The organism is Steroidobacter denitrificans (genome assembly GCF_001579945.1).
Lineage (GTDB): Bacteria > Pseudomonadota > Gammaproteobacteria > Steroidobacterales > Steroidobacteraceae > Steroidobacter > Steroidobacter denitrificans.
Window position 1 is genome coordinate 937,506 of sequence record NZ_CP011971.1, and the last position, 22,432, is coordinate 959,937.

Here is a 22,432-nt window from a genome sequence, read left to right on the forward strand (position 1 = left end):
GGGGGAGCCGGTAGCGACCGCGGTGGGCAGTTCTTGTAACGGCGTGCCGCAGATGGAATTGAGCCTGCCGCCCTCATGGCCGGGCAAATACGGGGAATCCCCTAACGGTGTCGTCAGGCTCCGGTGGTGAGGGGGATTTTGCCGATGTGTCTGCGCCATTGCGCCGGGCCGGTTTGGTGCACGGACTCGCCGCGCGCATCGACCGCGACCGTCACGGGCATGTCCTTGACCTCGAATTCATAGACCGCTTCCATGCCGAGGTCGCCGAAGGCGACGACCCGGCTGGAGCGGATCGCCTTCGATACCAGGTAGGCGGCGCCTCCAACGGCCATCAGGTAGGCGGCCTGATGCCGGCGGATCGCCTCGATCGCTTCCGGTCCCCGCTCGGCCTTGCCGACCATGGCGATCAGGCCGGTCTTGCCCAGCATCAGTTCGGTGAATTTGTCCATGCGGGTTGCGGTGGTCGGGCCCGCCGGGCCGACCGCTTCGCCCTTCACGGGATCGACGGGGCCGACGTAATAGATGACGCGGTTGGTGAAATCCAGACCCTCCGGCAGAGGCTGGCCCGCTCCGATCAATTGACTGATGCGTTTGTGCGCGGCATCGCGTCCGGTCAACATTCGCCCGGACAGCAACAAGCGTTCACCGGGCTGCCAGGCTGCGACTTGCTCGCGAGTCAGGGTATCGAGATTCACGCGCCGGGATTGCGCCGAAGCTTGATAAGTGAGTTTCGGCCACAGGTCCAGATCAGGAGGATCGAGCCTCGCCGGTCCGCTGCCGTCCAGGACGAAATGCGCGTGACGCGTGGCTGCGCAATTGGGAATGATCGCCACCGGCAGCGAGGCGGCATGCGTGGGATAGTCCTTGATTTTCACGTCGAGCACGGTCGTCAGTCCGCCCAGGCCCTGTGCGCCGATGCCCAGCGCATTGACCCTGTCCATGATTTCCAGGCGCATTTCCTCCAGCGTATTGCGCGGGCCACGGGCGCGGACCTCGTGAATGTCGATGGGTTCGAACAAGGATTCCTTCGCCATCACCATGGCCTTCTCGGCGGTGCCGCCGATGCCGATGCCCAGCATGCCCGGCGGGCACCAGCCCGCGCCCATCGTGGGTACCGTCTGCAGAATCCATTCGATGATCGAATCCGACGGATTCAGCATGACCAGCTTCGACTTGTTTTCCGAGCCGCCGCCCTTGGCGGCCACGGCGATTTCCAGCGTGTCGCCCGGTACGATTTCCATATGGATCACCGCGGGAGTGTTATCGCGGGTGTTCCTGCGGCTCGATGCCGGCTCGGTCACGATCGAGGCGCGCAGGGTATTGTCGGGATGGACATAGGCGCGGCGCACCCCCTCGTTGATCATATCGGCGAGGCTCATGGTGGCATCCCAGCGCACATTCATGCCGACCTTTGCAAATACAGTGACGATTCCGGTGTCCTGACAGATCGGGCGGTGGCCTTCGGCGCACATGCGCGAATTCACCAGGATCTGTTTTATCGCATCCTTGGCGGCCTGACTTTCCTCGCGTTCGTAGGCCGCGGCCATGGCTTGGATGAAATCCGGCGAGTGATAGTAGGAAATATACTGCAGGGCATCGGCGACGCTCTGGATGACGTCGTCTTGTCGAATGATGGGCATGGGCTCGAACAGTCTTTGAGTTGAGGGAACCGGGCCGGGAAACCGGGAATCCGGGAAACCGATAAAGGGTTGAAAATCCACCAAGGGCTGAAAATCTACCATCTGCGCCCGCGCAGCGCACTCGCCGAGACATAATGTTGCGATTGCGCAACATCATACCGTGGCGATGCTCTGTCAGGAACTCCGGGGCTTGGGGCCGGGATCGGCAGCGGCGCGACGGATCGCTGCCATGAGCCCGCGGGGCCGCAGGACCAGATTCAGGAGATGCCGCGCACGCGCTGCAGGTAGGCTTGTTCATCCGGGGGGCGCCCCGCCCGCTGCGCTTCCCACAGCGCCTCGGCCAGGCATTCGGCGAAGCGGTGTTCGGCATCGTGCTGCGAGGCCAGCCGGCGCACGGCCTTGTGGAATGCCTCGCGGATGCCGCGCGGCCGATCGGTCGCCAATTGATCACGTACGGCAAGGTGCAGGCCCATGTGCAGAAACGGATTGGATTCATCCCCTTCCGGCATATAGTCACGAGCGAGCGCGCCGACAGGCTGTTCCAGTGCCGCCTGATATTCCGGATGCAGTTCGATCACGTCTGCGATCTGTATTTCCAGCGGCTCCATCGGCAAACCTTCGCGGCGTTTGCGCCAGGCTTGCACATAGGCCTGCCGCAGCTGGTCGCGGGAATGGGTGTCGAAGAAAGGCATGAGGGTGATTGTACTGCGGGTGAGGTCCATGGGCATGGGCGCACCGGTGTGCCGGATATCGCGGCGCCTATCGCTGTGCCTCGGGGGTGGGGAGAGCCGTCAGTTCGATTCAGGCGGATGAGCCGGCGTCTTGTGCGGATACTCGCATAAATCGGCGATCAGGCATTGCGGACACTTGGGTGTGCGGGCGAGGCAGACATAGCGGCCGTGCAGGATCAACCAGTGATGAGCATCGTGCAGGTACTCCTGCGGCACGCGCTTCAGCAGCCGGTCCTCGACCGCGCGCACGGTGGTGCCGCGGGCGATACCGGTGCGGTTGGCGACCCGGAAGATATGGGTGTCCACGGCGATGGTGGGATGACCGAAGGCGACGTTCAGGATGACGTTCGCCGTTTTGCGTCCCACGCCGGGCAGGGCTTCCAGCGCCTCGCGCGATTGCGGTACCTTGCCGTCGTGCCGCTCGATCAGCAATCTACAGGTCGCAATGATATTGCTTGCCTTGGTGTTGAATAGGCCGATGGAGCGGATATATCCCGACAGGCCCTCCACACCCAACGCCAGGATCGCCTGGGGTGTGTTCGCATGTTTGTACAGTTCGCGCGTCGCCAGGTTTACGCTTCGGTCGGTTGCCTGTGCCGACAGGATGACGGCCAGCAGCAGTTCGAAGGAACTGCGGTACTCCAGTTCGGTCCTGGGCGCGGGATTGGCGGCTTTCAGACGCGCAAAGAGAGCGGCTATTTTCGTCTTGTTCATCGGCTGCAGGATGGATTCATTGCTGGGCGGTGGTCATTGCCGGGAAGCCGTTCTAGGCGGCAGCCGCCTCGACGAAACTGCCTCGACGAAACTGCCTCGATGAGAGTGGCCTTGACGGCAAGCTGCCCTCGACGGGAAGCCGTTCTGGATGGGAAGACATCATCGATGATGACTACCGTTTTGGTGCATTGTGTTTCGAGCCTGCCGCAGCTCGAGGCCGTTATTTGTGGATTCGGCGGCGGATATCGTTCTTCTTCGATGCAGCCGGTTGCGCAACGCCAGCAGCAGCCCTAGCGCCAGAAAGGCGCCCGGCGGCAGCGTTGCCAGCAGCAGGCCGTCGATCCGGAACACCTGGATTCCCAAGCCGCTTGCCCAGCTCCCGAGGAGGTGGGCATCGTGCAGCAGTGAGCCGTGTCCCACCAGTTCACGGACCGTGCCCAGCAGCAGCAGCAGGGCCATGCCGCCCGCTGTCCTCAGCGCCATCTTCAAAGCGATCCCGAGAGAGATTTCGTCCGCGATCTCCGAGGTACTCTCCGGGGCGGTCTCCCGAGTGGCTTCCGGGGTGACTTCCAGGACGATCGCGGGCGAAATCTCCGCGGTCGCCTGCGGAGCGGACACCGCGGCGGGCGGGGGCTGTGCAAACGCCGGCAGGTCGCCGATGCGCGTGGACCAGAAGCCTGCGACCTGATCCAGCAGCACCAGATTGACAGCCACCAGCGGCAGAAAAAGTCCGAACGACAGCCGCAGCTCCTGCAATCCGGCATCCAGCAGCAGTTCAGCACCGGCGGTCAGGCCGGCCAGGAGAAATGCCGCGGCGACGAGTCGGGCGGCTGTATCCAGCCAGCGTCGCAGGCCCCAGGACAGCACGACCGCGGCCGGATGGATGAGCAGGATCACACCGCTCATCGCGATCGCCTTGGCGAGCGTGTCGCCGACGGCCAGCAAGGGACACAGTGCGAGCAGCTGCACAACGGCGCCGTGTCGAGCACCGGCATCGATGTCATCGCCGGCCCACGGACCGGGCGCCTTGCCGTAGTAGGCGTGGCCGGATGAAGCCGCGCTCATCGCCGGCAGCTTCCGATCGCCAGCGGCATCGTCGCTGCGGCGGTCTGGAAGGATGAAGCCGCGCGCATCACGGCGCCTCCCCGGCGGGGCCGGCAGGCGAGTGTCCGGGTGAATCGGCGGGGACGTCCGAAGAGGGCAGCGCCGGGGCCCGATCCGGCCGTGCCGGGATGCCGCAGAGCTGTACGCGCTCCTGCTGGTGATATTCCAGTGCGCGCCGCACGGCGGTGACGATGGCGCGCGAGGTGATCGTTGCGCCGGTGAGCGCATCGAAGTCTCCGCCGTCGTGCTCGAGCGCCCAGCGCGCTTGCGGCGGATGGGACAGGGACAAGCCGCTGAATCGTTGCAGCCACTGCGGCTCGCGTTGTTCGAAGGCGTCGCCCAGGCCCGGCGTCTCATCGTGATTCAGCACCCGCACGCCGATCAGCGTGCCGTCGCAGTCAATGGCGACCAGCAGTTCGATAGGGCCGCGATAACCGGGCGCAACGGTGCGCATGACGATTGCGGTGGGCTCGCCCGCGCGACGCGCCCGGTAGATCGTGACGGGCCGGGTTGTGCCCAGCATGTCGGGCGCGGTCACGACGAGCCTATCGTTCAGCGGATCGTTGTCGGCCAGTTGCGCCGGCAGCAGGGCCTCGAGATGTTCCCGGATCCAGGCTTGCGAGTCATGCTCGCCATGATCGCGCGTACAATGCGCGATGCCGGCGAGCACGGCGCCGATCGATGCCGCCAGCAGGATGATCACCACTGCCTGCTTCCAGGGCGCCGGCGGCACGGTGGTCGGTCGTTCAGTGCGCATGGCCATAGATCCGTGGAATGGTGAGGCGATCGATCAAAGGTACCGATAGATTCATCAACAGTACCGCGAAGGCGACGCCGTCGGGATAACCTCCCCAGGTACGAATGACATAGGTCAGCACGCCGATGCCCGCCGCATAGATCAATCGTCCCCGATTGCTGGTCGCTGCCGATACCGGATCGGTGGCGATGAAGAAGGCGCCGAGCAGGCTGGCACCGGAAGTCAGATGAAATATCGGTCCGGCGCAGCTGCCAGGATCAAGCGCCGCCATGATCGATGCGCAGCCGGCGATCGCTCCCAGCATGGCCACCGGAATGTGCCAGCGGATGATGCGGGCGGCGAGCAGCCAGAGGCCGCCTGCCAGCACCGCGAGATTGATCCATCGCCAGGCATCGAGGCCGAGCGGATCGGCGGCGGGAGCATGCGGCTCGTCCAAGGTCATGTCCCTGTTCAGGCTCTCGCGCAGTGCCGTCAGCGGCGTAGGCGAGGTGACGGTATCCCAGCTCAATCTTTGCGGCAATGCACCGGTGGCGATCGTCTTCAAGGTTTCCGGCAGATTCAGCCGGGTGGCTTGCCGTTCCAGTATGTGATCCATCCGCTGAGTCGGCGGTTGCGGCGGCAGCCATTGCATCAACTGCAGCGGGAAGGACACCAGCAGGATCGCATAGCCGGCCATCGCCGGATTGAAGATATTTCTTCCCAGGCCGCCGTAGGCATGCTTGACGAGCAGGATGGCGAATGCGGTGCCGGTGACGATGAGCCACCAGGGCGCAAGCGGCGGCAGGCACAAGGCCAGCAGCACCGCGGTGAGAACCGCGCTGCCGTCGCTCAGGAACGGCATGAGCGGCCTGCGCCGCAGTTTCAGCGCCAGCGCCTCGCAGGCCAGAGCGGTGAGGGTGCCGAGCAGGATCTGGATCAACAGCCCTATGCCGAAACAGGCCACATGCATCAGCACCGCGGGTACCAGGGCGTACAGGACGGTGCGCATGACCCGCCCGACACTGTTGGACGCGACGACATGCGGAGGTGCCGCGGTGTCGAAGATCATGGCCGCTGCCGCCCGGCCGGTTGCCTCGTGGCATGGCGCGCGCGCCGTCCCTGCCGGGAGGGCGCCTGGGGGCGGCATGCGGGGCGGTAAGTCATCCGGACCGCGGCTCCCCGGGCCGCCGGCGTTTCGCGGCCAGCCTGGCGCGATGCTCCTCCTCCAGGCGCGCGAGCCGCACATTGCGCGCCTGGAAGCGAGCCCGGGCTGCGGCGGCTTCGACGGGCTGCATCCGTGCCCGTTCCAGCGCCGGCTTGGCCTCCCGGAAGCGTTCCACCAGCGGGATTTGACTGGGACAGACGTAATCGCAGCAGCCGCACTCGATACAATCCATCAGTCCATGGCGTTCCAGCGCCTCGAGATTCCCCGCGGCCTCGAGATTCTCCATGTGTACATGCCAGTGAAGCTGCTGGGGCAGCAGGCGTGCGGGACAGACCTGGGCGCAGTCGCCGCAGCGTATGCAGGGCATCTCGGCCGAGCGCGGCTGTAGATCCAGGGACGATGCCGCGATGATGCACTGGCTGGCCTTGATGATCGGCAGTGCATCGTGCGGCAGCGAGACACCCATCATGGATCCTCCCATGATGAGCCGGCTCATGCGCGGGGTATAGCCGCCGCAGTCCTCGATCAGCGTTGCGATGGGCGTACCGAGGAGAACCTCGAGATCGGCAGGCTCCCTGACACCGTCGCCCGTCACGGTGACGATGCGCCGGATGAGAGGTTCGCCATCGCGCAGCCAGCGCGCGGCGGCGGCGGCGGTGCCGACGTTCTGGCAGATCACACCCACATCGGCGGGCAGGCCGTCGAACGGGACTTCGATGCCGAATAGGGTCTCGATCAACTGGCGCTCGCTGCCGGCGGGATAACGCCGCGGCAGGATCACGATACGGATGCGTTCATCCGCGGCTTCGGCGAGCGCCTCGCGCACGGCCTGCTCGGCCTGCGGAGTGTCGTCTTCCAGGGCGATCGTACAATGCCGGGCGCCGATCGCATGCATCAGGATGCTAGCGCCCAGCAGCACGTCGCGAGCATGCTCGCGCAACAGCATGTCATCGCAGCTGATATAGGGTTCGCACTCCATGGCATTGAGCAGCAGCCATGTCGGTCTGTCGCCGGTCGTTGCCCGGCGGGTGTGGATGGGAGCGCTCAGCAGTTTCGAGGCGGCGGGAAAGGCGCCGCCGCCCAGGCCGACGATGCCGCCGCGGCCGATGTGTTCGCATAATTCGCGCGGCGAGTATTGCTCGAACGAACGCTTGGTCTGGTATTCACCCCGCCGGTCACGCCCGTCGTTGGCGATGACGACGCTGAGCGTGGGGGCACCGAGATGCTGCGCGGCAGGGCGCAGTTCGATCGCCTTGACGATACCCGAGACCGGCGAATGCAGCCAGGCACCCGCCGCCTCGCCGATCACCTGGCCTGTTAGCACCGATTCACCCGGGCGGACTCGTGGCGTGGCCGGTGCGCCGACGTGCTGGTCCAGCGGCAGCACATACATGTCCGACTCGCCGGCCGCGCGTAGCGGGCGGCGGGTCGAGCGTTGTTTATGGCCATCCAGGCGCAGGCCGCCGTGCATGCGACCGCCCGGCGCCGGCGGGACCGTGAGACTCGTGTCACGCGCCTCGCGCCGCGGTGCCGGACTCATGAGGATCTTTGCCGCGGCTGCGCCGGGGGTGGACGCATTTCGATGCAGTCCACCGGACAGGAAGGCACGCACAGTTCGCAGCCCGTGCAATGAGCGCTGATGACCGTGTGCATGTAGCGCGAAGCGCCGACGATCGCATCGACGGGACAGGCCTGGATACATTTGGTGCAGCCTATGCATGCTGCTTCATCGATCCAAGCCGCGAAAGGCACGGCGGGTACGACTCCGAACGCCGGATCCACCGGCTTGGGCTCGCGGCCCATCAGCCGTGCAAGCGCGGCAGCGGTCCGTGCGCCGCCCGGCGGGCATTGATTCGTGTCGGCCTCGCCCTGTGCGATCGCGTGCGCATAGGGCAGACAGCCGGCGTAGGTGCACCGGCCGCACTGGGTCTGCGGCAGCAGCGCATCGAGCCGATGGACCAGAGTGCTGCCGGGTTCCGTTTCCGTGATGCTGCGTTGCGCGCCCAGGATGCTCAGCATTGCCAGTCCCGCCAGCAGAGTCATCAGCAGCATGGCCGCCGGCACGGTGGCCGTAACCGGCAGTGCGGCGAGCAGACTCATTCCTGGAAAAGTCCCGTAAAGCCCATGAACGCCAGCGCCATGATGCCCGCGGTGAGCAGCGATAGCGGCGCATCGCCAAAGACTGCCGGTACGTCGGCATGACGCAGACGCACCCGCAGCGCAGTGAACGCGAGCAGCAGGAAGCCCAGCGCGACGGCGGCGGCCAGCGAAAAACCGAGTACAGCCAGGGGAGTCTGCAGTTGGCCGCTCGCCAGCAGCGCGGTGCCAAGTAGAGCGGCATTGGCGATCATCAGCGCCATGAAGCCCGGACGTTCGGGAATCGATCTGCCGCAGCGCCGCAACATGATTTCCACCAGCGGCACGATGGTCAACACCCAGGCGACAAAGACAGGCGTACGCAGGTAAGTCATCGCCAGGGGTTCCAGAAGCTGCGTGAACAACAACCAACTTCCCAGTACGAGCGGCGGCAGGGCGATCAGGTGGGCGAGGGCCAGTGTGCCCGCCGCCGCGAACTCATCGTTCATCGGTGTGAACGGACGCCAGTGCGGCGCGCCGTTCATGGCGACGACGTTGATCAGCATGCTGCCGAGCAGGAGCACCAGCAGTGTGCTCATGCTCGGCATACCCCGCATACCTGGCATACCCGGCCTGCGGCTGGACGCAACGAGATCATTTTACTTTCATCCCCGGCGCCGCGCCGGCATCCGGGGAAAGCAGGAAAATATCCTTGCCGCCCGGGCCTGCCGCCAGCACCATGCCCTCGGATACTCCGAAACGCATCTTGCGTGGTTTCAGGTTCGCCAGCGTCACCGTCAGGCGCCCCACCAGCTGCTCCGGAGCATAGGCCGAGCGCACTCCGGCGAAAACGATGCGCTGACCGCCGTCTTCATCCGGGCCGAGGTCGAGGCTGAGTTTCAACAGCTTGTCCGCACCCTCCACGGCTTCGGCAGCGACGATCTTCGCGATGCGCAGATCGATTTTCGCGAAATCCTCGATCGTGATCTCGGCGGGCCGGCTGGCGGCCGGCTCGGGTTGCCGGGCGGCCGTTTTCGCCGACTTGGCGCTCGCGCCGTCTGCCGGCGAGGCGCCGGTATCTATGTCCAACAAGGCATCCAGCTGCTGCGGATCCACGCGCGTCATCAGATGCTCATAGGCGTTGATTTCATGGCCGGCCGGCAGCGCCTCGAACGGTCCCCAGCGCAGCGGTCCGCTGCGCCGCAGGAAGGCCTGGACCTTGGCGGCGGTCTGTGGCAGGACCGGCGCCAGCAACACGGTGAGACACCAGAAAAAATCCAGGCTGCTGGAGCAGATGGCGTGCAGCCGCTGGTGTTGTGCCGGATCCTTGGCCAGTTCCCAGGGCTTCTGGCCATCGATGTACTGGTTGACGCGATCGAGCAGTTCGCCGATTTCGCGCAGCGCCTTGCCGAATTCGCGTGCCTCGTACAGTGCGCCGATGCGTGACCAGCAGGTATCGGCGCGAAACAGCGTATGCAGCGCTTCGGCCTGCGCATCGCACGGCCCCAGGCGGCCGTCGAAGCGCTTGGTGATGAAGCCGGCGGTACGGCTGGCGATATTGACGTACTTGCCGACCAGGTCGGCGTTGACCCGGGCGATGAAATCGTCCGGATTGAAATCGATGTCCTCGACATTGGCGTTTAGCTTGGCGGCGATGTAATAGCGCAGCCATTCCGGATTCATGCCGATATCCAGATAACGCAGGGGGCTGATGCCCGTGCCTCGCGATTTGGACATCTTCGCACCCGATACCGTGATGAAACCATGCACATAGACATGGTCGGGCACCTTGCGCCCCGCATATTTAAGCATCGCCGGCCAGAACAAGGTATGAAAGTAGATGATGTCCTTGCCGATGAAGTGGATCTGCTCGACCGTGTCGTCCGCCAGGAACTCCTCGAAGCTGCGCCTCTCGCCTTGTGCGCGTGCCTTGCCGCTTTCGAAATAGTGCTTGAGGGAGGCCAGATAGCCGATCGGCGCATCCAGCCACACATAGAAATACTTGCCGGGCGCATCCGGAATTTCGATACCGAAGTAAGGCGCATCGCGCGAGATGTCCCAGTCGCTCAACCGCATGTCGCCCTTGCCGCTCAGCCATTCGCCGGCTTTGTTGGCCACCGAGGATTGCAGGCGTCCCGGTTCGCCGACCCAGCGGGTCAGGAACTCGACGCAGCGCGGATCGGACAGCCGGAAGAAGTAGTGATCGGAGGATTTGCGCACCGGCGTGACGCCCGAGAGCGTCGAATAGGGATCGATGAGGTCGGTGGGTGTGTATACCGTGCTGCAGACCTCGCAGGCATCGCCGTACTGATCCTTGGCGTGGCATTTGGGACATTCGCCCTTGATGTAGCGATCCGGCAGGAACATCTGCCTGGCCGGATCGTAGAACTGCTCGATCGGCTTCACATAAATGAAGCCGGCCGCCTTCAGGCTGCGATAGATGGACTGGGACAGTTCGATGTTTTCCGGCGAGTGGGTCGAGTGCCAGTGATCGAAGCTCAGATGAAAGCCTTGCAGATATTTCGGCCGCTCCGCGGTCACCTTCGCGACCAGGGCCTCCGGGATGAGACCTTCGGCCTGCGCCTTGAGCATGATCGGGGCGCCGTGGACGTCGTCGGCACCCATGAAATGCACGGTATGGCCCTGCATGCGCTGAAAACGCACCCAGATGTCGGCCTGGATGTATTCCATGATATGGCCGATATGGAACGGCCCGTTGGCGTAGGGCAGGGCGGTGGTGACGAACAGGCTGCGGGGACTGGACATGGCGGATCGGTCGGAGCTGCGGAGGATGCAGTGGCCGATTATGCCATGGCGCTGCCGTCTGGACGGTCTTCGGCCTGCGGCGTCGGCAGTTGATTGTTGAATCCTGCTTTCGTTGAATATTTTTTCGTTGATATCGAGGCAGTCCCGCTCGAAGCCCTTGCCGGCCGTGCCTGCGGGATTCACCGCCGGCAAGGGCTTCGAGCGGGACTGTCGCTGTAAACGGGTTCGTGGAACGGTACCGAATTCGCGGCGCGGCCTCAGCCGCGGTCTTTCACGGCCTCGAACTTGCTCTTGTTGATTGCCTTCTTGTAGGCCTCCTTGCCGGTGATGATGGCCTTGTCGAGCAGATCCTGGATGGCCGAATCCATGGTGCGCATGCCGTGGGCAGCGCCGCTTTGCATGGTATTTTCGAGTTGATCGAGCTTGCCTTGGCGAATGAGGTTTGCCACTGCCGGCGTGTTCACCAATATCTCCAGCGCCGCGACCCGTCCGGGCTTGCCGGCCCGGGGAATCAGTTGTTGGGAGATCACGCCGCGCAGGGACGTGGAGAGCATAGCGCGCACGTGCGATTGCTTGTCGGCCGGAAAGGAGTTGACCATGCGATCGACGGTCTGTGCCGCGCCGTTGGTATGCAGGGTGCCCATGACCAGGATGCCCATCTCTGCGGCGGTGATGGCGATGCTCATGGTTTCATAGTCGCGCAACTCGCCGACCAGGATGACGTCGGGATCCTCGCGCAGGGCGGAATGCAGGGCGTGGGTGAAGGACGGGCTGTGGGTGCCGACTTCGCGCTGGCTGATCAGACAGTTCTTACGCGGATGCACGAATTCGATCGGGTCCTCGATCGTGAGGATGTGCCCCTTCAAGCGGGCATTCATGTCGTCGATCATGGCCGCCAGGGAGGTCGACTTGCCCGAGCCGGTCTTGCCGGTGACCAGGATGAGGCCGTTGTTCACCTTGCATAGATTGTGCACGGCGTCGGGCATATCGAGTTGTTCCAAGGTCAGCGCCTTGGAGGGGATGGCGCGGCACACGCAGCCCAGGCCGTACAGATGGCGCATGATGTTGACGCGAAAGCGCGAGACGCCGGGAATGATGTAGGCGAAGTCGGCGCCATGCTTTTCCTCGAGGCGCGCCAGCGCGGCGCGCGGCATCATTTCGCGCAGCGTTTCTTCCACGAATTGGGGCGAGAGAACCTCGGAACGCAGGGGTTGCAGCTCCCCATACAGGCGCACGCGCGGCGGATCGCCGGCGATGAAATGCAGGTCGGAGCCGTTCTTGCTCAGAACTTCCTTGAGGAACTCGTCGATCCGGCGCGGGACGTGGGTTCCGGTGGCGGCCAAGGTGGGTTGCTCTGCGCTCAAGTGTGAAAACCTCGGGATCTCTAACCCGGCGCCAGGTCGAGCTTGGGCAGGATGCTGGTGTCGGTTACATGACGGGCAAACAGGCGCTTGTCGGTGGCATAGACATAGGCGTCATCAGGGTCTATTTCCTTGGCCTGGATGTTGGCGAGCAGCGCTTGATCCAGCATCTGCATGCCCAGATCCTTGCCGGTCTGCAGCTGCGAGGGGATCTGGTGGGTCTGGTCGGTCATGATCAGCTTGGCGATGGCGCGCGTCACCAACATGACTTCGCAAATGGCCTTGCGACCGCGCTGATCGGCGGTTTTCACCAGAACCTGGGTGATGACGGCGATCAGGCTTTGCGCCAGGAAGCTCTTGGTCTGTTCGCGTTCATCGGCAGGCAGCGCATCGACGATACGGTCGATCGTTTTCACCGCTCCAGTGGTGTGCAGTGTGCCCAGGACCAGGTGTCCGGTCTCCGCCGCGGTCATCGCCCAGCGAATCGTGTCGGCATCGCGCAATTCGCCGACCAGGATGACATCCGGATCCTGGCGCATGGCGGCACGCACGCCTTCCGAGAAGGAGGGCAGGTGGGTGTCGAGTTCACGCTGGATGACCTGGCTTTGCTTGCTTTTATGCACGAACTCGATCGGATCCTCGAGGCTGATGATGTTCAGCCGGCGGGTGGCATTCAAATGATCGATCATCGCCGCGAGCGTCGTGGACTTGCCGGTGCCGGTCGAGCCGGTGACCAGGATCATGCCCTGATGATGATCGCACAGCTTTTTCACGATCGGCGGCAGGCCCAAGCGGTCGATCGTAGGCACTTCCGCGGGGATGGCACGGAAGGTGGCGCCCACACCGGTGTCCTTGCGAAATACGTTGACACGAAAGCGGCCGCCGTTGGCCGCGACATAGGAGAAATCCACGTCATGCCCGCGGCGCAGCTGGTCCTGGTGGGTACGGCTGGTGATCTCGGCGATATAGCCTTCCAGTTCCGGCTGACTCAAGTCGCGGAACTTGATGGGCAGCAAATCGCCATGCATCCGCAGCATGGGCGGCAGGCCCACGGCGAAATGGATGTCCGAGCAGCCTTGATCGGTGCCGAGCTTCAGGAATGCATCGATGCGTGCCATAGAGGTCCGTGCATGATCAGGAATGAACCTGGGTGCGTGGCAGTCCGCTCGCAGTTCTTGCCGGCCATGAATCCGCAGGCATGACCTCCAGGCGTTCTTGCGCGATGCCGCCCTGGGGGGGAGCAGTCCGCTCGTAGTCCTCGCCGGCCATGAATCCGCAGGCATGACCGGCGAGGACTACGAGCGGACTGCCGCAAGCTTCGATCGGAATGGACTGGCCGGCTGCTCACAGCAGCTTCTCCAGTGCCGTCCGCAGCTCTTCCATGCTCTGGAAGCGCTTGAGCTTGTCCACGGCCATGGCCTTGGTGACCAGGGCGGAGACTTCCGGCGGCAGCTGCGGGTTGACGTCGAGCGGCGATTTGGCCTTGCCTTGCACGTGCTGATACATCACGGACATGTGGTCGCCGCGGCTGTAGGGAGGCTGACCGGTCACCATCTCGTACAGGATCACGCCCAGGCTGTAGATATCGGCGCGCTCGTCGACTTTTTTGCCCAGGATCTGTTCGGGCGCCATGTATTTCGGCGAACCGATGACATAGCCGGTCTTGGTCAGCTGGGTATCGCCTTCCTTGTGAGCGGCGGCCACGCCGAAGTCCACGATCTTGAGCAGCCGCTCGTCGTTGATCAGGATGTTGGCGGGCTTGAGATCGCGATGCACGATGCCGGCCTGGTGCGCGATCGTCATGCCGGTGGCGATGTCGATACCGTACTGCAGCGCGACGGGCAGGGGCAGCGGCTTGTCGTTGACGATTTCCGCTCCCAGCGTGTGCGAGGGGAAATATTCCATGGAAATGGCATAGTTGCCGCGCATATACAGGAAATCGTAGATACGGATGACGTTCTTGTGCGTGATTTTTCGCGAATAGCGCAGCTCATGCACGAAGCGCTTCATCATTTCCTCGTCCTGGGACACGTTCGGATTCAGGAACTTCAGGATCAGACGCTCATCGACAACCGTGTCCTCGACCAGCACGACCGTGCCGAACGCGCCCTTGCCGATCTTTTCGATGTATTTGTAGCGCCCTTCGATGATGTCCCCGGATTTGAGCGTGGAAATATCGAGCTTCATCGTGGCCGCAGCGGCATCCTCCGCCTTCTTGATGACGGCATCGACGTCGCTGCGTTCGATCAGCAGGGTGCGGGCGGGCTCGGCCATGCGCGCGGCCTGCGCCTGCGCGGCCAGGGCGGTGCCGGAATAACGGCTGTCGATGTCCTCGATCGCGCGGATGGCGGCGTGCTGGATGGTCTGGTCGGCGATTTCCGCGCCGGCGGCCTGGATGTAATTGCGGACAGTATCGGCGCGCTTGTCGTCGGCCAGTCGTGCCAGTGCATTGATGGTCTCGACCTTGATTTCCTTCTCCGGACGATCGAGCAGGCGGACCAGAGGCTCGATGACCCGAGTGTCACCCAGTTTTCCCAGGGCACGGGCGATCGTCGGCAGGGACCGGGTGTTATTGGTATCGAGCAGTTCCAGCAGCGCCGGTACGGCTTTTTTACTGCCGATTTCGGCCAGTGCGTCCACTGCCCGTTCGCTGACCCACCAGTCCTTGTCCTTGGTGGCTTCGATCAGGAAGTTGACGGCACGTTCGTCCTTGGTCTGATTCAGGATTTCGATCGCCGCGCGCCGCACATCCTCGTCTTCGTCGCGAATGAGTTCGATCACGGCGTCCACCACCCGCGGACCGCCGATTTTGCCCAGCGCATCGGCTGCCCGTGTTCGCACCCACCAGTCGTCATCCTTGATGGCCTGCAGCAGATGCTTGATGTCCCTGGCGGTGCCGAGGTGATTGAGCACCTCCACCGCGGCGCGCCGGGCGTAATCGTTCTCATCCTTGAGCACATCGATCAGGTGCTTCATGGTGTCCGGATCCTTGGCGCGTACGACCACATCGATCGCGTGGTTCGCCACCTCCAGGTCCGGGTCGCGCAGCATCTGGCATACCGGGCCGACATTGACGGGGCCGCTGATGCGCGACAATGCGGCGAGCGCCGCCTGACGGATCATCTTGTTCGGATCGCGCAGCTGGTTTTGCAGTGCCGCGGATACTTCGGGCCGGTCGAATCGCCCCAGAATATTGATGATATGTATGCGCGCCGCGGAATCCTTGCCCTCGATGCGGCTGATCAGCTCCGGAATCGTGGACTCATCGGCAAGTTCGCCGATGATGCGAAACAGCGCGGCTTTCTCGTTTGCCTCCTGACCGTAGGCGTGCTGCAGCAGGTCGCGCACCGGATAGCGGTCTTTCTGTGCGCCGATGATTTCCAGCACCGCGGCCTTGGGGATGTCCGCGCGGCCGAGCAGCTCGATGAGCAGGCCGGGGGTGTAATTGGTGCTGCGGGTGAGCGCCCAGCCGATGGCCGAGATCGTACGCGAGTTGCCGTCGGCCAGTCCCTGCGCCAGATAGGGAAAGGATTTGTTGTCGATCAGCTGGGAAAGAATCTCCATGTACGAGGCGCTTTCCTTCTTGTCCGCGACGGCCAGAGCGTCGAGGATCTTGGGGATGGCGCCCGCGCCGAGACGGGCAAGCTTCTGGAACGCTTTTTGGGCGTTCGGATGCGTGGGATCGTTGATCCCGCGGATCTCCGCGATCAGGCGCTCGGCTCTCAGATCGGAAAAGAAGCTCATCGACTCGTTCCGGTACTCAATCTGGCGTATTGCGGAGCGCAGTTCCCCGGGGCGGCGCGTATTCCGCGACGGTCCGCAGGCCGGCTTTTTCTCCAGCGCGAAAACGGTGCCGTCGGGCAAAACGGCTATTTACATTAAGAGTTAGTCCGCATTATGCCATGCCCGTCGCATCGAAAAATGCGCACCGCGGCAGGTTATGACAAACACAAAGAGCCATACCGGATCTGCGGCCATGGAAAACCGGTTCGATGAGGCGGACAGGAATGCCGGCCGGAGCGGCGATACGGCCGTTCCGGTCCCGCTTGAAGCTACTTCAACGAGCAGGACCGGCTGCGCCGAGAGCGGCGGCACGGCCGTTCCGGTCCCGCCCGATGCCGTTTGCTGCTGGAGTGTCGGCGGCGCCAGGGCTGATTCGGCGCCACACCCGGCCCTGAGAGCGGTGCCGATCCATTATAATAAGAGCTCGTTCCCGGTGGCGCCTCCGGGATCCCGGACCGTTTGCTTGCTTCGGTGCCGCCGTTCGCCGGCTGTCCGACCGGGGTATATCCGGAGGCGGCGGGGACGGTCCTGGAGCCATCCCTGACAGCGATCCCATCCCGGATATGACCCCGGATATGATCCACAAGAGACATCATGAGCACACAGCGTGAAGCTGCCCTGCGCAGCGCGATGGAAACCTATACCGATCCCTACCTTGGCATCGACCTGGCAAGTGCCGGGGCGGTCAAGTCCGTCGAGATCGACGGCGATCGCGCGGTGGTGCTGGTGACGCTGTGCTTTCCGGCCGGGACGTACGGGACGGAACTGGCTGCCGCGCTCAGGGAGCGTGCATTGGGGATCGAGGGCATCCGCCAGGCCGATATCCAGGTCGATTGGCAGATCGGCTCGCATGCCGTCAAGCACAACCTGAAGCCGATACAAGGCATCCGCAATATCATCGTGGTCGCCTCGGGCAAGGGTGGAGTCGGCAAGTCGACCACGGCGGCGAATCTGGCGCTGGCGCTGGCGCACGAAGGCGCCAAGGTCGGCCTGCTGGATGCAGACATCTACGGGCCGAGTCAGCCGCAGATGATGGGACTGAGCGCCGAACGTCCCAGCACGACCGACCAGCGCAGCATGGTGGCGCCGGTCGCCTATGGGGTGAAAGTGATGTCGGTCGGGTTTCTGGTGGATGTCGACCAGCCGATGATCTGGCGCGGACCCATGGTGACTCAGGCGTTGGTGCAGTTGCTGGAGACGACTCGCTGGGAAGAGCTGGACTATCTGGTGGTGGACATGCCGCCGGGCACGGGCGATACGCAGCTTACGCTGTCGCAGCGGGTGCCCGTCAGCGGTGCGATCATTGTGACGACGCCCCAGGACATTGCACTGCTGGATGCCCGCAAGGGGCTGCGCATGTTCCAGAAGGTGGAGATACCCGTGTTGGGCATCGTGGAGAACATGAGCACGCATATATGCTCGAACTGCGGCCATGAAGAGCATATTTTCGGCGCCGGCGGCGGGCAGCGCATGGCGCAGCAGTACGGTGTGGCCTTGCTGGCCGAGCTGCCGCTGGATATTCGCATTCGCGAGCAGACCGACGGCGGCAAACCCACGGTCGTGGCCGAGCCCGACGGCCCGCTGGCGCGGGCATATATCGAGCTGGCACGACGGGCTTCCGCAGGTCTGGCGCGCAGCTCGCTGGAGGGCGGCGCGGCATTTCCCTCGATCAGCATCGAAGATACCTGATCGCCACGGACGTCCGCCCGGTTTTCGCAACGCGGTGCCGTTCACGGCGCATAAATTCCATTCGGGAGATTGCATGAGCATCAAGTCCGATCGCTGGATTCGGCGCATGGCCGGACAAGGCATGATCGAACCGTTTGCGGCGGATCAGGTTCGGACGGGGAAGGATGGCCAGCGGATCGTATCCTATGGCACATCGAGCTACGGCTACGATGTGCGCTGCGCGAGCGAGTTCAAGATCTTCACGAATATCAATTCCACGATCGTCGATCCGAAAAACTTCGAATCAGGCACTTTCGTGGACCTGACCGCGGAAGTCTGCATCATTCCGCCGAACTCGTTCGCACTGGCGCGTACGGTCGAGTATTTCCGCATTCCGCGCAATGTATTGACGATCTGCCTGGGAAAGAGCACCTACGCGCGCTGCGGCATCATCGTCAACGTCACGCCCCTGGAACCGGAGTGGGAGGGGCATGTCACGCTGGAGTTCTCGAATACGACACCGCTGCCGGCGAAGATCTACGCGAACGAGGGAGTGGCGCAGATGCTGTTCCTGGAGTCCGATGAGGTTTGCGAGACCTCATACAAGGATCGTGGCGGCAAGTATCAGGGACAGCGCGGCGTCACCTTGCCGCGCACGTGAGCTGAATGCCTGACCTGCGCACACGGCAAGATTCTGCATTGGCTGCCGTGAGCGCTACTGCGACAGTGACAGCAGCTCCATTACGGTTTCGGTCCGGCCTTTCCTGATCTGTTCGACACGCACCGGCAAAAAATCGAATTTGGGCGCGAGCCACAGGCGTGATACCCGGCTCGAGCCCGGGCGCGAGCTTTCATACATCAGCGTATCGAGCGTGCCTATTTTCGTCGACCGGCGTTCCTGGCCTTGCAGGACATAGCTGTAGTGCTTGATGCGATTATCGTCGACGAGCGGAATCGTACCGGGTTGGCGGCCTCGCAGCAGGGCGGTGCTCACGGCAATCTGCAGGGAGGAGCGGTCCTGCAATCCTGTTTCGATGGGCAGATCGACGGGTTCGGCTTCGACCTCGCCGCTGACGCGCCGGTCGATCCAATCGAAGTGCAGCTCGCCGTCCTTGTTACCGGATGTGCCGTCGTCCAAGGTCCAGAGCAGCGGCCGTACACCTTGCGAGTCGATCTGCATCACGCTGCGCTCCACGGCTCGGCGGCTTACGAACAGCCGCGCCAGTGCACTGGGATGCGGGCGGGTTTCGAAGTGATAGTGGCCGCCGGCGGCATCCTGGGCGAAGGTGAAGGTGATCGTGCCGGCGCCGAGACCGCGATAGGTCACCGTGTAGGTGGCGGCGAATGCGCGCGGGACGGCGGTCCGCACGCCGTTTTCGACTGCATCTTGAGCCGATGCCGGGTGCGGGACTTCGTGACCCGGGATTTTGTGACCTGGGGTTTCGCTGCCTGGGATTTCGTGGCCTGGTATTTCGTGACCCGGGGTTTCGTGACCTGGGGCTTCTCTGGCGGCGGCGTGCGCATGCACGGCCGGCAGGATGCAGGCTGCAACGCCGGCGAGCAGCGCCACCACCAGCTCCGAGGCACTGCGCCGCGCGGGATGCGGGACGAAAGATTTCGCGGCAAGTCTCGGGCTCATGCTCGACATCATCATTGCATTCACGCCTTTGCCCGGCTTTTCACCAGACCGGGCATTGTCGGGCGCCGCTCATGTTCATCGGCGCCGGCCATCGGTGCGGCTATTTCGTGGCGGGATCGAGCGGCTCGTCGAGACGCTTGCCGTCCAGCCAGGCATGGTGGTCCCGAAACGCCAGCCGACCTTGTGCGTACCACTCCAGAACCCGCGGATAGATTCTGTGTTCGCATTGCTGAACTCGGGCTGAAAGGCTGTCTTCGGTGTCCGCCGGCGTGACCGGGATGCGGGACTGGAGAATGACCGGGCCGCCATCGAGTTCCTCGGTGACGAAGTGCACACTCACGCCATGCTCGGCGTCTCCCGCCTCGAGTACGCGCCGATGAGTGTGCAATCCCCGGTATTTCGGCAGCAGCGAAGGATGGATGTTCAGGATGCGTCCGGCGTAGGCGCCGATGAAGTCCGGCGTCAGGATGCGCATGAAGCCCGCCAGCACGATCAGTTCGGGTGCGTAGCCTTGCAGCACTTCGAGCAGTGCCCGATCGAAGCTGGCGCGATCGGGAAACTTGCTTGGTTCGAGTACTTCGGTGGGGATGTTCATCGCACGTGCGATACCGAGCCCCGCGGCGGTCGGCTGATCGCTGAGGACGACCCGCACGTCGGTCATGAGCGCACCTTTTGCGGCCTGCTCCGCGATGACGCGCATGTTACTGCCGCGGCCTGAAATCAGGATGGCGATCGGCAGCCGCCTCGTCGCGGCCTCGGCTGTGACCATCAGCGGATGATCACGCCGCCGCTGCCGCGGCGTACCTCGCCGATGACGATGGGCCGCTCTCCATGCTGACGCAGCATTTCGAGGGCCTGATCGCAATGTTCCGATGCGACGCATACCGTCATGCCGATGCCGCAATTGAAGGTGCGATACATTTCATCGTCGGGGATGCTGCCGGTGCGCTGCAGCCAGTCGAAGATAGGGGGACGTTCCCAGGTCTGCGTGCCGATGAACGCTTCCAGGCCGCGCGGCATGACCCTGGGCAGATTCCCGGCGATGCCTCCTCCGGTGATGTGGGCGATGCCATGCACCGGAATGGTTTTGCTGAGCGCCAGCAGGGGCTTCACATAAATACGCGTCGGCGCCAGCAGCAGGTCGTACAGCGTGCCGCCCTCGATCCGGGTCATCGGCGTTGCCTTCGCGGTCTGCAGCAGCTTGCGGATCAAGGAATAACCGTTGGAATGCGGGCCGGAGGAGGGCAGGCCGATGATGGCATCGCCTGAGCGGGTACGGCTGCCGTCGATGATGGCGTCCTTTTCGACGATGCCGACGCAGAATCCCGCCAGATCATAATCGCCGGCGGCGTACATGCCGGGCATTTCCGCGGTTTCCCCGCCGATCAGGGCCGCGCCGGCCTGCACGCAGCCCTCGACGATGCCCTTCACGACCATCTCGGCGACATCCACGCTGAGCTTGCCGGTGGCGTAGTAATCCAGGAAAAACAGCGGCTCGGCGCCCTGTACGATTACGTCGTTCACACACATCGCCACCAGATCGATGCCGATCGTGTCGTGCCGCTCGGTATCGATCGCCAGCCGCAGCTTCGTGCCCACGCCGTCGGTGCCGGACACCAGCACGGGGCGACGATAGCGCTCGAGCGGCAGCTCGAACAATGCGCCGAAGCCGCCGAGACCGCCGAGCACTTCGGGGCGCAGCGAGCGTTTGACATGCGGCTTGATGCGCTCGACCAGCGCATCTCCAGCTTCGATGTCGACACCGGCGTCTTTATAGGTGATCGGCTTGTTGGGGGGCATACGGCCTCGAAGGAAGTGGGCCTGTGTTATTTTACACGACGTTTCTCATGGTCTCTCACAGGAATACCGAGCGTTTGCGTCCATGGCGTCCTTGGCCACCTCTTTCATCATCTTGTATACCCGGTTATTCGTCTCCTCGGTGCCGTGCGCGGACCCCGCCGGCCGGCGGGAGGACGTGGCGTTTGCGGGCCTCGGCGGTCCGGGATCCTGCCGGCGGGAGACGCCGCGGCGGCTTCCGGGGCGGATTCTACGAGGATGCGTGGCGCAGTTGCTCGCCGTCCTCGGCATCCTGCCGGCCGCATTGCTCGCACCGATGTCCGGCTCGCCGGCCTGGGCCGCTACGGTCCCCGACTTATACGAGGCCGTGCAGCCGCTCGGTACATCGCACGATGCCGCCTTCGTCGAGGCGCTGAAAAGCGTGGTGGTGCGGGTCAGCGGGCAGCGGGATGCGCCTGAGCGCCTGGGTGCCGCGCTCAATTCTGCCCGCCAGCATGTACAGCGCTTCGGTCAGACCTCCGAGGGCCTGTTGCAGGTCCGCTTCGACGCCATTTCCATCGATCGTCTCTTGACCCAGGCGGGGCTGCCGATCTGGGGTCATGAACGCCCGGCCATCCTGGTGTTGCTGGACATCGAGACCGATGAGGCAGTGCGCCAGCGCATCGCCGGCGTGGCCCGCGAACGAGGCTTGCCGCTGAGGTGGCCGCTCATGGATACACCGATGACGAATGATCCCGTCCTGCTGCGGCAGGCCGCTGCACGCTATGGCGCCAACGCCACTTTGCGCGGACATGTGCGCGGCGGCCTGGTGCACTGGACACTGTTGTCCGCCGAGGGCGAGAGCGATGCCAGCGGCGGATGGGACGAGGGCGTACATCTGGCCGCCGATACCTTCGCGCGTGTGTTTGCCGTGTCCGGCAGCGCCCTGGACAGCGTGACGGTCGAAGTTTCGGGTATCGCCGGCCTGGACGCTTACGCGGCCACGCTGAATTACCTGGAGGGCATGACCTTGGTGCGCTCCGTGGCGTTGGAACAGGTCGTGGGTGATACCATGCGCTTTCGCCTGCTGGTGCGGGGCGGCGCCGCCACCTTGCGCCGCGCGATCGCGCTCGACGACAGACTCGTGCCGCAGGGGATGCCGGCGCCGACGCCGGCCACAAGCCTTGCATTTCGCTATCGGCCCTGAGGATCGGCCCTGAGGATCGGCCCTGAGGACCGACCCTGAGGATCGATCCCGAGGATCGGTTTTGAG

19 protein-coding genes are annotated in these 22,432 nt (G+C 63.9%); 3 read left to right on the plus strand and 16 right to left on the minus strand.

Annotated features, from left to right (window positions below):
• Positions 1–113 precede the first annotated feature (113 nt).
• The 13 genes from ACG33_RS04055 to ACG33_RS04115 form a co-directional block, all read right to left on the minus strand.
• Positions 114–1,640 (minus strand): fumarate hydratase, encoded by a 1,527-nt coding sequence (locus tag ACG33_RS04055; RefSeq protein WP_066922783.1) that lies wholly within the window; start codon positions 1,638–1,640, stop codon positions 114–116.
• Between the two features lie 257 nt (positions 1,641–1,897).
• Positions 1,898–2,368: a DUF1841 family protein gene (locus ACG33_RS04060; protein ID WP_210399169.1), complete on the minus strand. Its 471-nt coding sequence runs from the start codon at positions 2,366–2,368 to the stop codon at positions 1,898–1,900.
• Positions 2,369–2,431: 63 nt separating this feature from the next.
• Positions 2,432–3,085 carry an endonuclease III gene (gene nth, locus ACG33_RS04065; RefSeq protein WP_066918933.1) on the minus strand — a complete coding sequence of 218 codons (654 nt, stop codon included), beginning with the start codon at positions 3,083–3,085 and terminating at the stop codon, positions 2,432–2,434.
• A gap of 159 nt (positions 3,086–3,244) precedes the next feature.
• Positions 3,245–4,150: an Rnf-Nqr domain containing protein gene (locus tag ACG33_RS04070; RefSeq protein WP_066918935.1), complete on the minus strand. Its 906-nt coding sequence runs from the start codon at positions 4,148–4,150 to the stop codon at positions 3,245–3,247.
• A gap of 67 nt (positions 4,151–4,217) precedes the next feature.
• Complete coding sequence (locus ACG33_RS04075; protein ID WP_168160011.1) at positions 4,218–4,946, minus strand: RnfABCDGE type electron transport complex subunit G; 729 nt, start codon at positions 4,944–4,946, stop codon at positions 4,218–4,220.
• Complete coding sequence (locus ACG33_RS04080; protein WP_066918939.1) at positions 4,936–5,994, minus strand: RnfABCDGE type electron transport complex subunit D; 1,059 nt, start codon at positions 5,992–5,994, stop codon at positions 4,936–4,938. The genes ACG33_RS04075 and ACG33_RS04080 overlap by 11 nt, the downstream gene beginning before the upstream one ends.
• A 91-nt stretch (positions 5,995–6,085) precedes the next feature.
• Positions 6,086–7,630 (minus strand): electron transport complex subunit RsxC, encoded by a 1,545-nt coding sequence (rsxC, locus tag ACG33_RS04085; protein WP_066918941.1) that lies wholly within the window; start codon positions 7,628–7,630, stop codon positions 6,086–6,088.
• Complete coding sequence (locus ACG33_RS04090) at positions 7,627–8,190, minus strand: RnfABCDGE type electron transport complex subunit B (protein WP_237392683.1); 564 nt, start codon at positions 8,188–8,190, stop codon at positions 7,627–7,629. Before ACG33_RS04090 ends, rsxC begins: the two co-directional genes overlap by 4 nt.
• Positions 8,187–8,765, minus strand: coding sequence for an electron transport complex protein RnfA (locus ACG33_RS04095; RefSeq protein WP_168160012.1), 579 nt, complete (start codon positions 8,763–8,765; stop codon positions 8,187–8,189). Before ACG33_RS04095 ends, ACG33_RS04090 begins: the two co-directional genes overlap by 4 nt.
• Before the next feature lie 55 nt (positions 8,766–8,820).
• Positions 8,821–10,932 (minus strand): methionine--tRNA ligase, encoded by a 2,112-nt coding sequence (metG, locus tag ACG33_RS04100; RefSeq protein WP_066922789.1) that lies wholly within the window; start codon positions 10,930–10,932, stop codon positions 8,821–8,823.
• Positions 10,933–11,189: 257 nt separating this feature from the next.
• Positions 11,190–12,296 (minus strand): type IV pilus twitching motility protein PilT, encoded by a 1,107-nt coding sequence (locus tag ACG33_RS04105; protein WP_237392684.1) that lies wholly within the window; start codon positions 12,294–12,296, stop codon positions 11,190–11,192.
• A 20-nt stretch (positions 12,297–12,316) separates the two neighbouring features.
• A complete protein-coding gene (locus ACG33_RS04110; protein ID WP_066918945.1) occupies positions 12,317–13,411 on the minus strand; it encodes a type IV pilus twitching motility protein PilT in 1,095 nt (364 codons plus the stop codon).
• Positions 13,412–13,637: 226 nt separating this feature from the next.
• A complete protein-coding gene (locus ACG33_RS04115) occupies positions 13,638–16,037 on the minus strand; it encodes a HEAT repeat domain-containing protein (RefSeq protein WP_168160013.1) in 2,400 nt (799 codons plus the stop codon).
• A gap of 633 nt (positions 16,038–16,670) precedes the next feature.
• On the opposite strand from ACG33_RS04115, the gene apbC reads away from it, so the two are divergent.
• Together apbC and dcd are read left to right on the plus strand one after the other, a co-directional pair.
• Complete coding sequence (gene apbC / locus ACG33_RS04120) at positions 16,671–17,765, plus strand: iron-sulfur cluster carrier protein ApbC (RefSeq protein WP_066918947.1); 1,095 nt, start codon at positions 16,671–16,673, stop codon at positions 17,763–17,765.
• 73 nt (positions 17,766–17,838) lie between these two features.
• A complete protein-coding gene (gene dcd / locus ACG33_RS04125) occupies positions 17,839–18,405 on the plus strand; it encodes a dCTP deaminase (RefSeq protein WP_066918949.1) in 567 nt (188 codons plus the stop codon).
• A gap of 54 nt (positions 18,406–18,459) precedes the next feature.
• On the opposite strand, the gene ACG33_RS04130 is transcribed toward dcd, so the two are convergent.
• The 3 genes from ACG33_RS04130 to purM all read right to left on the minus strand — a co-directional run bounded on the left by ACG33_RS04130 (position 18,460) and on the right by purM (position 21,183).
• On the minus strand, positions 18,460–19,383 hold the full coding sequence (locus ACG33_RS04130; protein WP_157071661.1) for a DUF3108 domain-containing protein: 924 nt from the start codon (positions 19,381–19,383) through the stop codon (positions 18,460–18,462).
• A 100-nt stretch (positions 19,384–19,483) separates the two neighbouring features.
• On the minus strand, positions 19,484–20,122 hold the full coding sequence (gene purN / locus ACG33_RS04135) for a phosphoribosylglycinamide formyltransferase (RefSeq protein ID WP_157071840.1): 639 nt from the start codon (positions 20,120–20,122) through the stop codon (positions 19,484–19,486).
• A gap of 29 nt (positions 20,123–20,151) precedes the next feature.
• Entirely contained in the window at positions 20,152–21,183 is a 1,032-nt protein-coding gene (gene purM, locus ACG33_RS04140) for a phosphoribosylformylglycinamidine cyclo-ligase (protein ID WP_066918955.1), read from the minus strand.
• A 259-nt stretch (positions 21,184–21,442) separates the two neighbouring features.
• Here purM and ACG33_RS04145 point away from each other — a divergent pair, with 259 nt between their 5' ends.
• A complete protein-coding gene (locus ACG33_RS04145) occupies positions 21,443–22,366 on the plus strand; it encodes a DUF2066 domain-containing protein (protein WP_066918957.1) in 924 nt (307 codons plus the stop codon).
• The last annotated feature ends 66 nt before the right edge of the window (positions 22,367–22,432 follow it).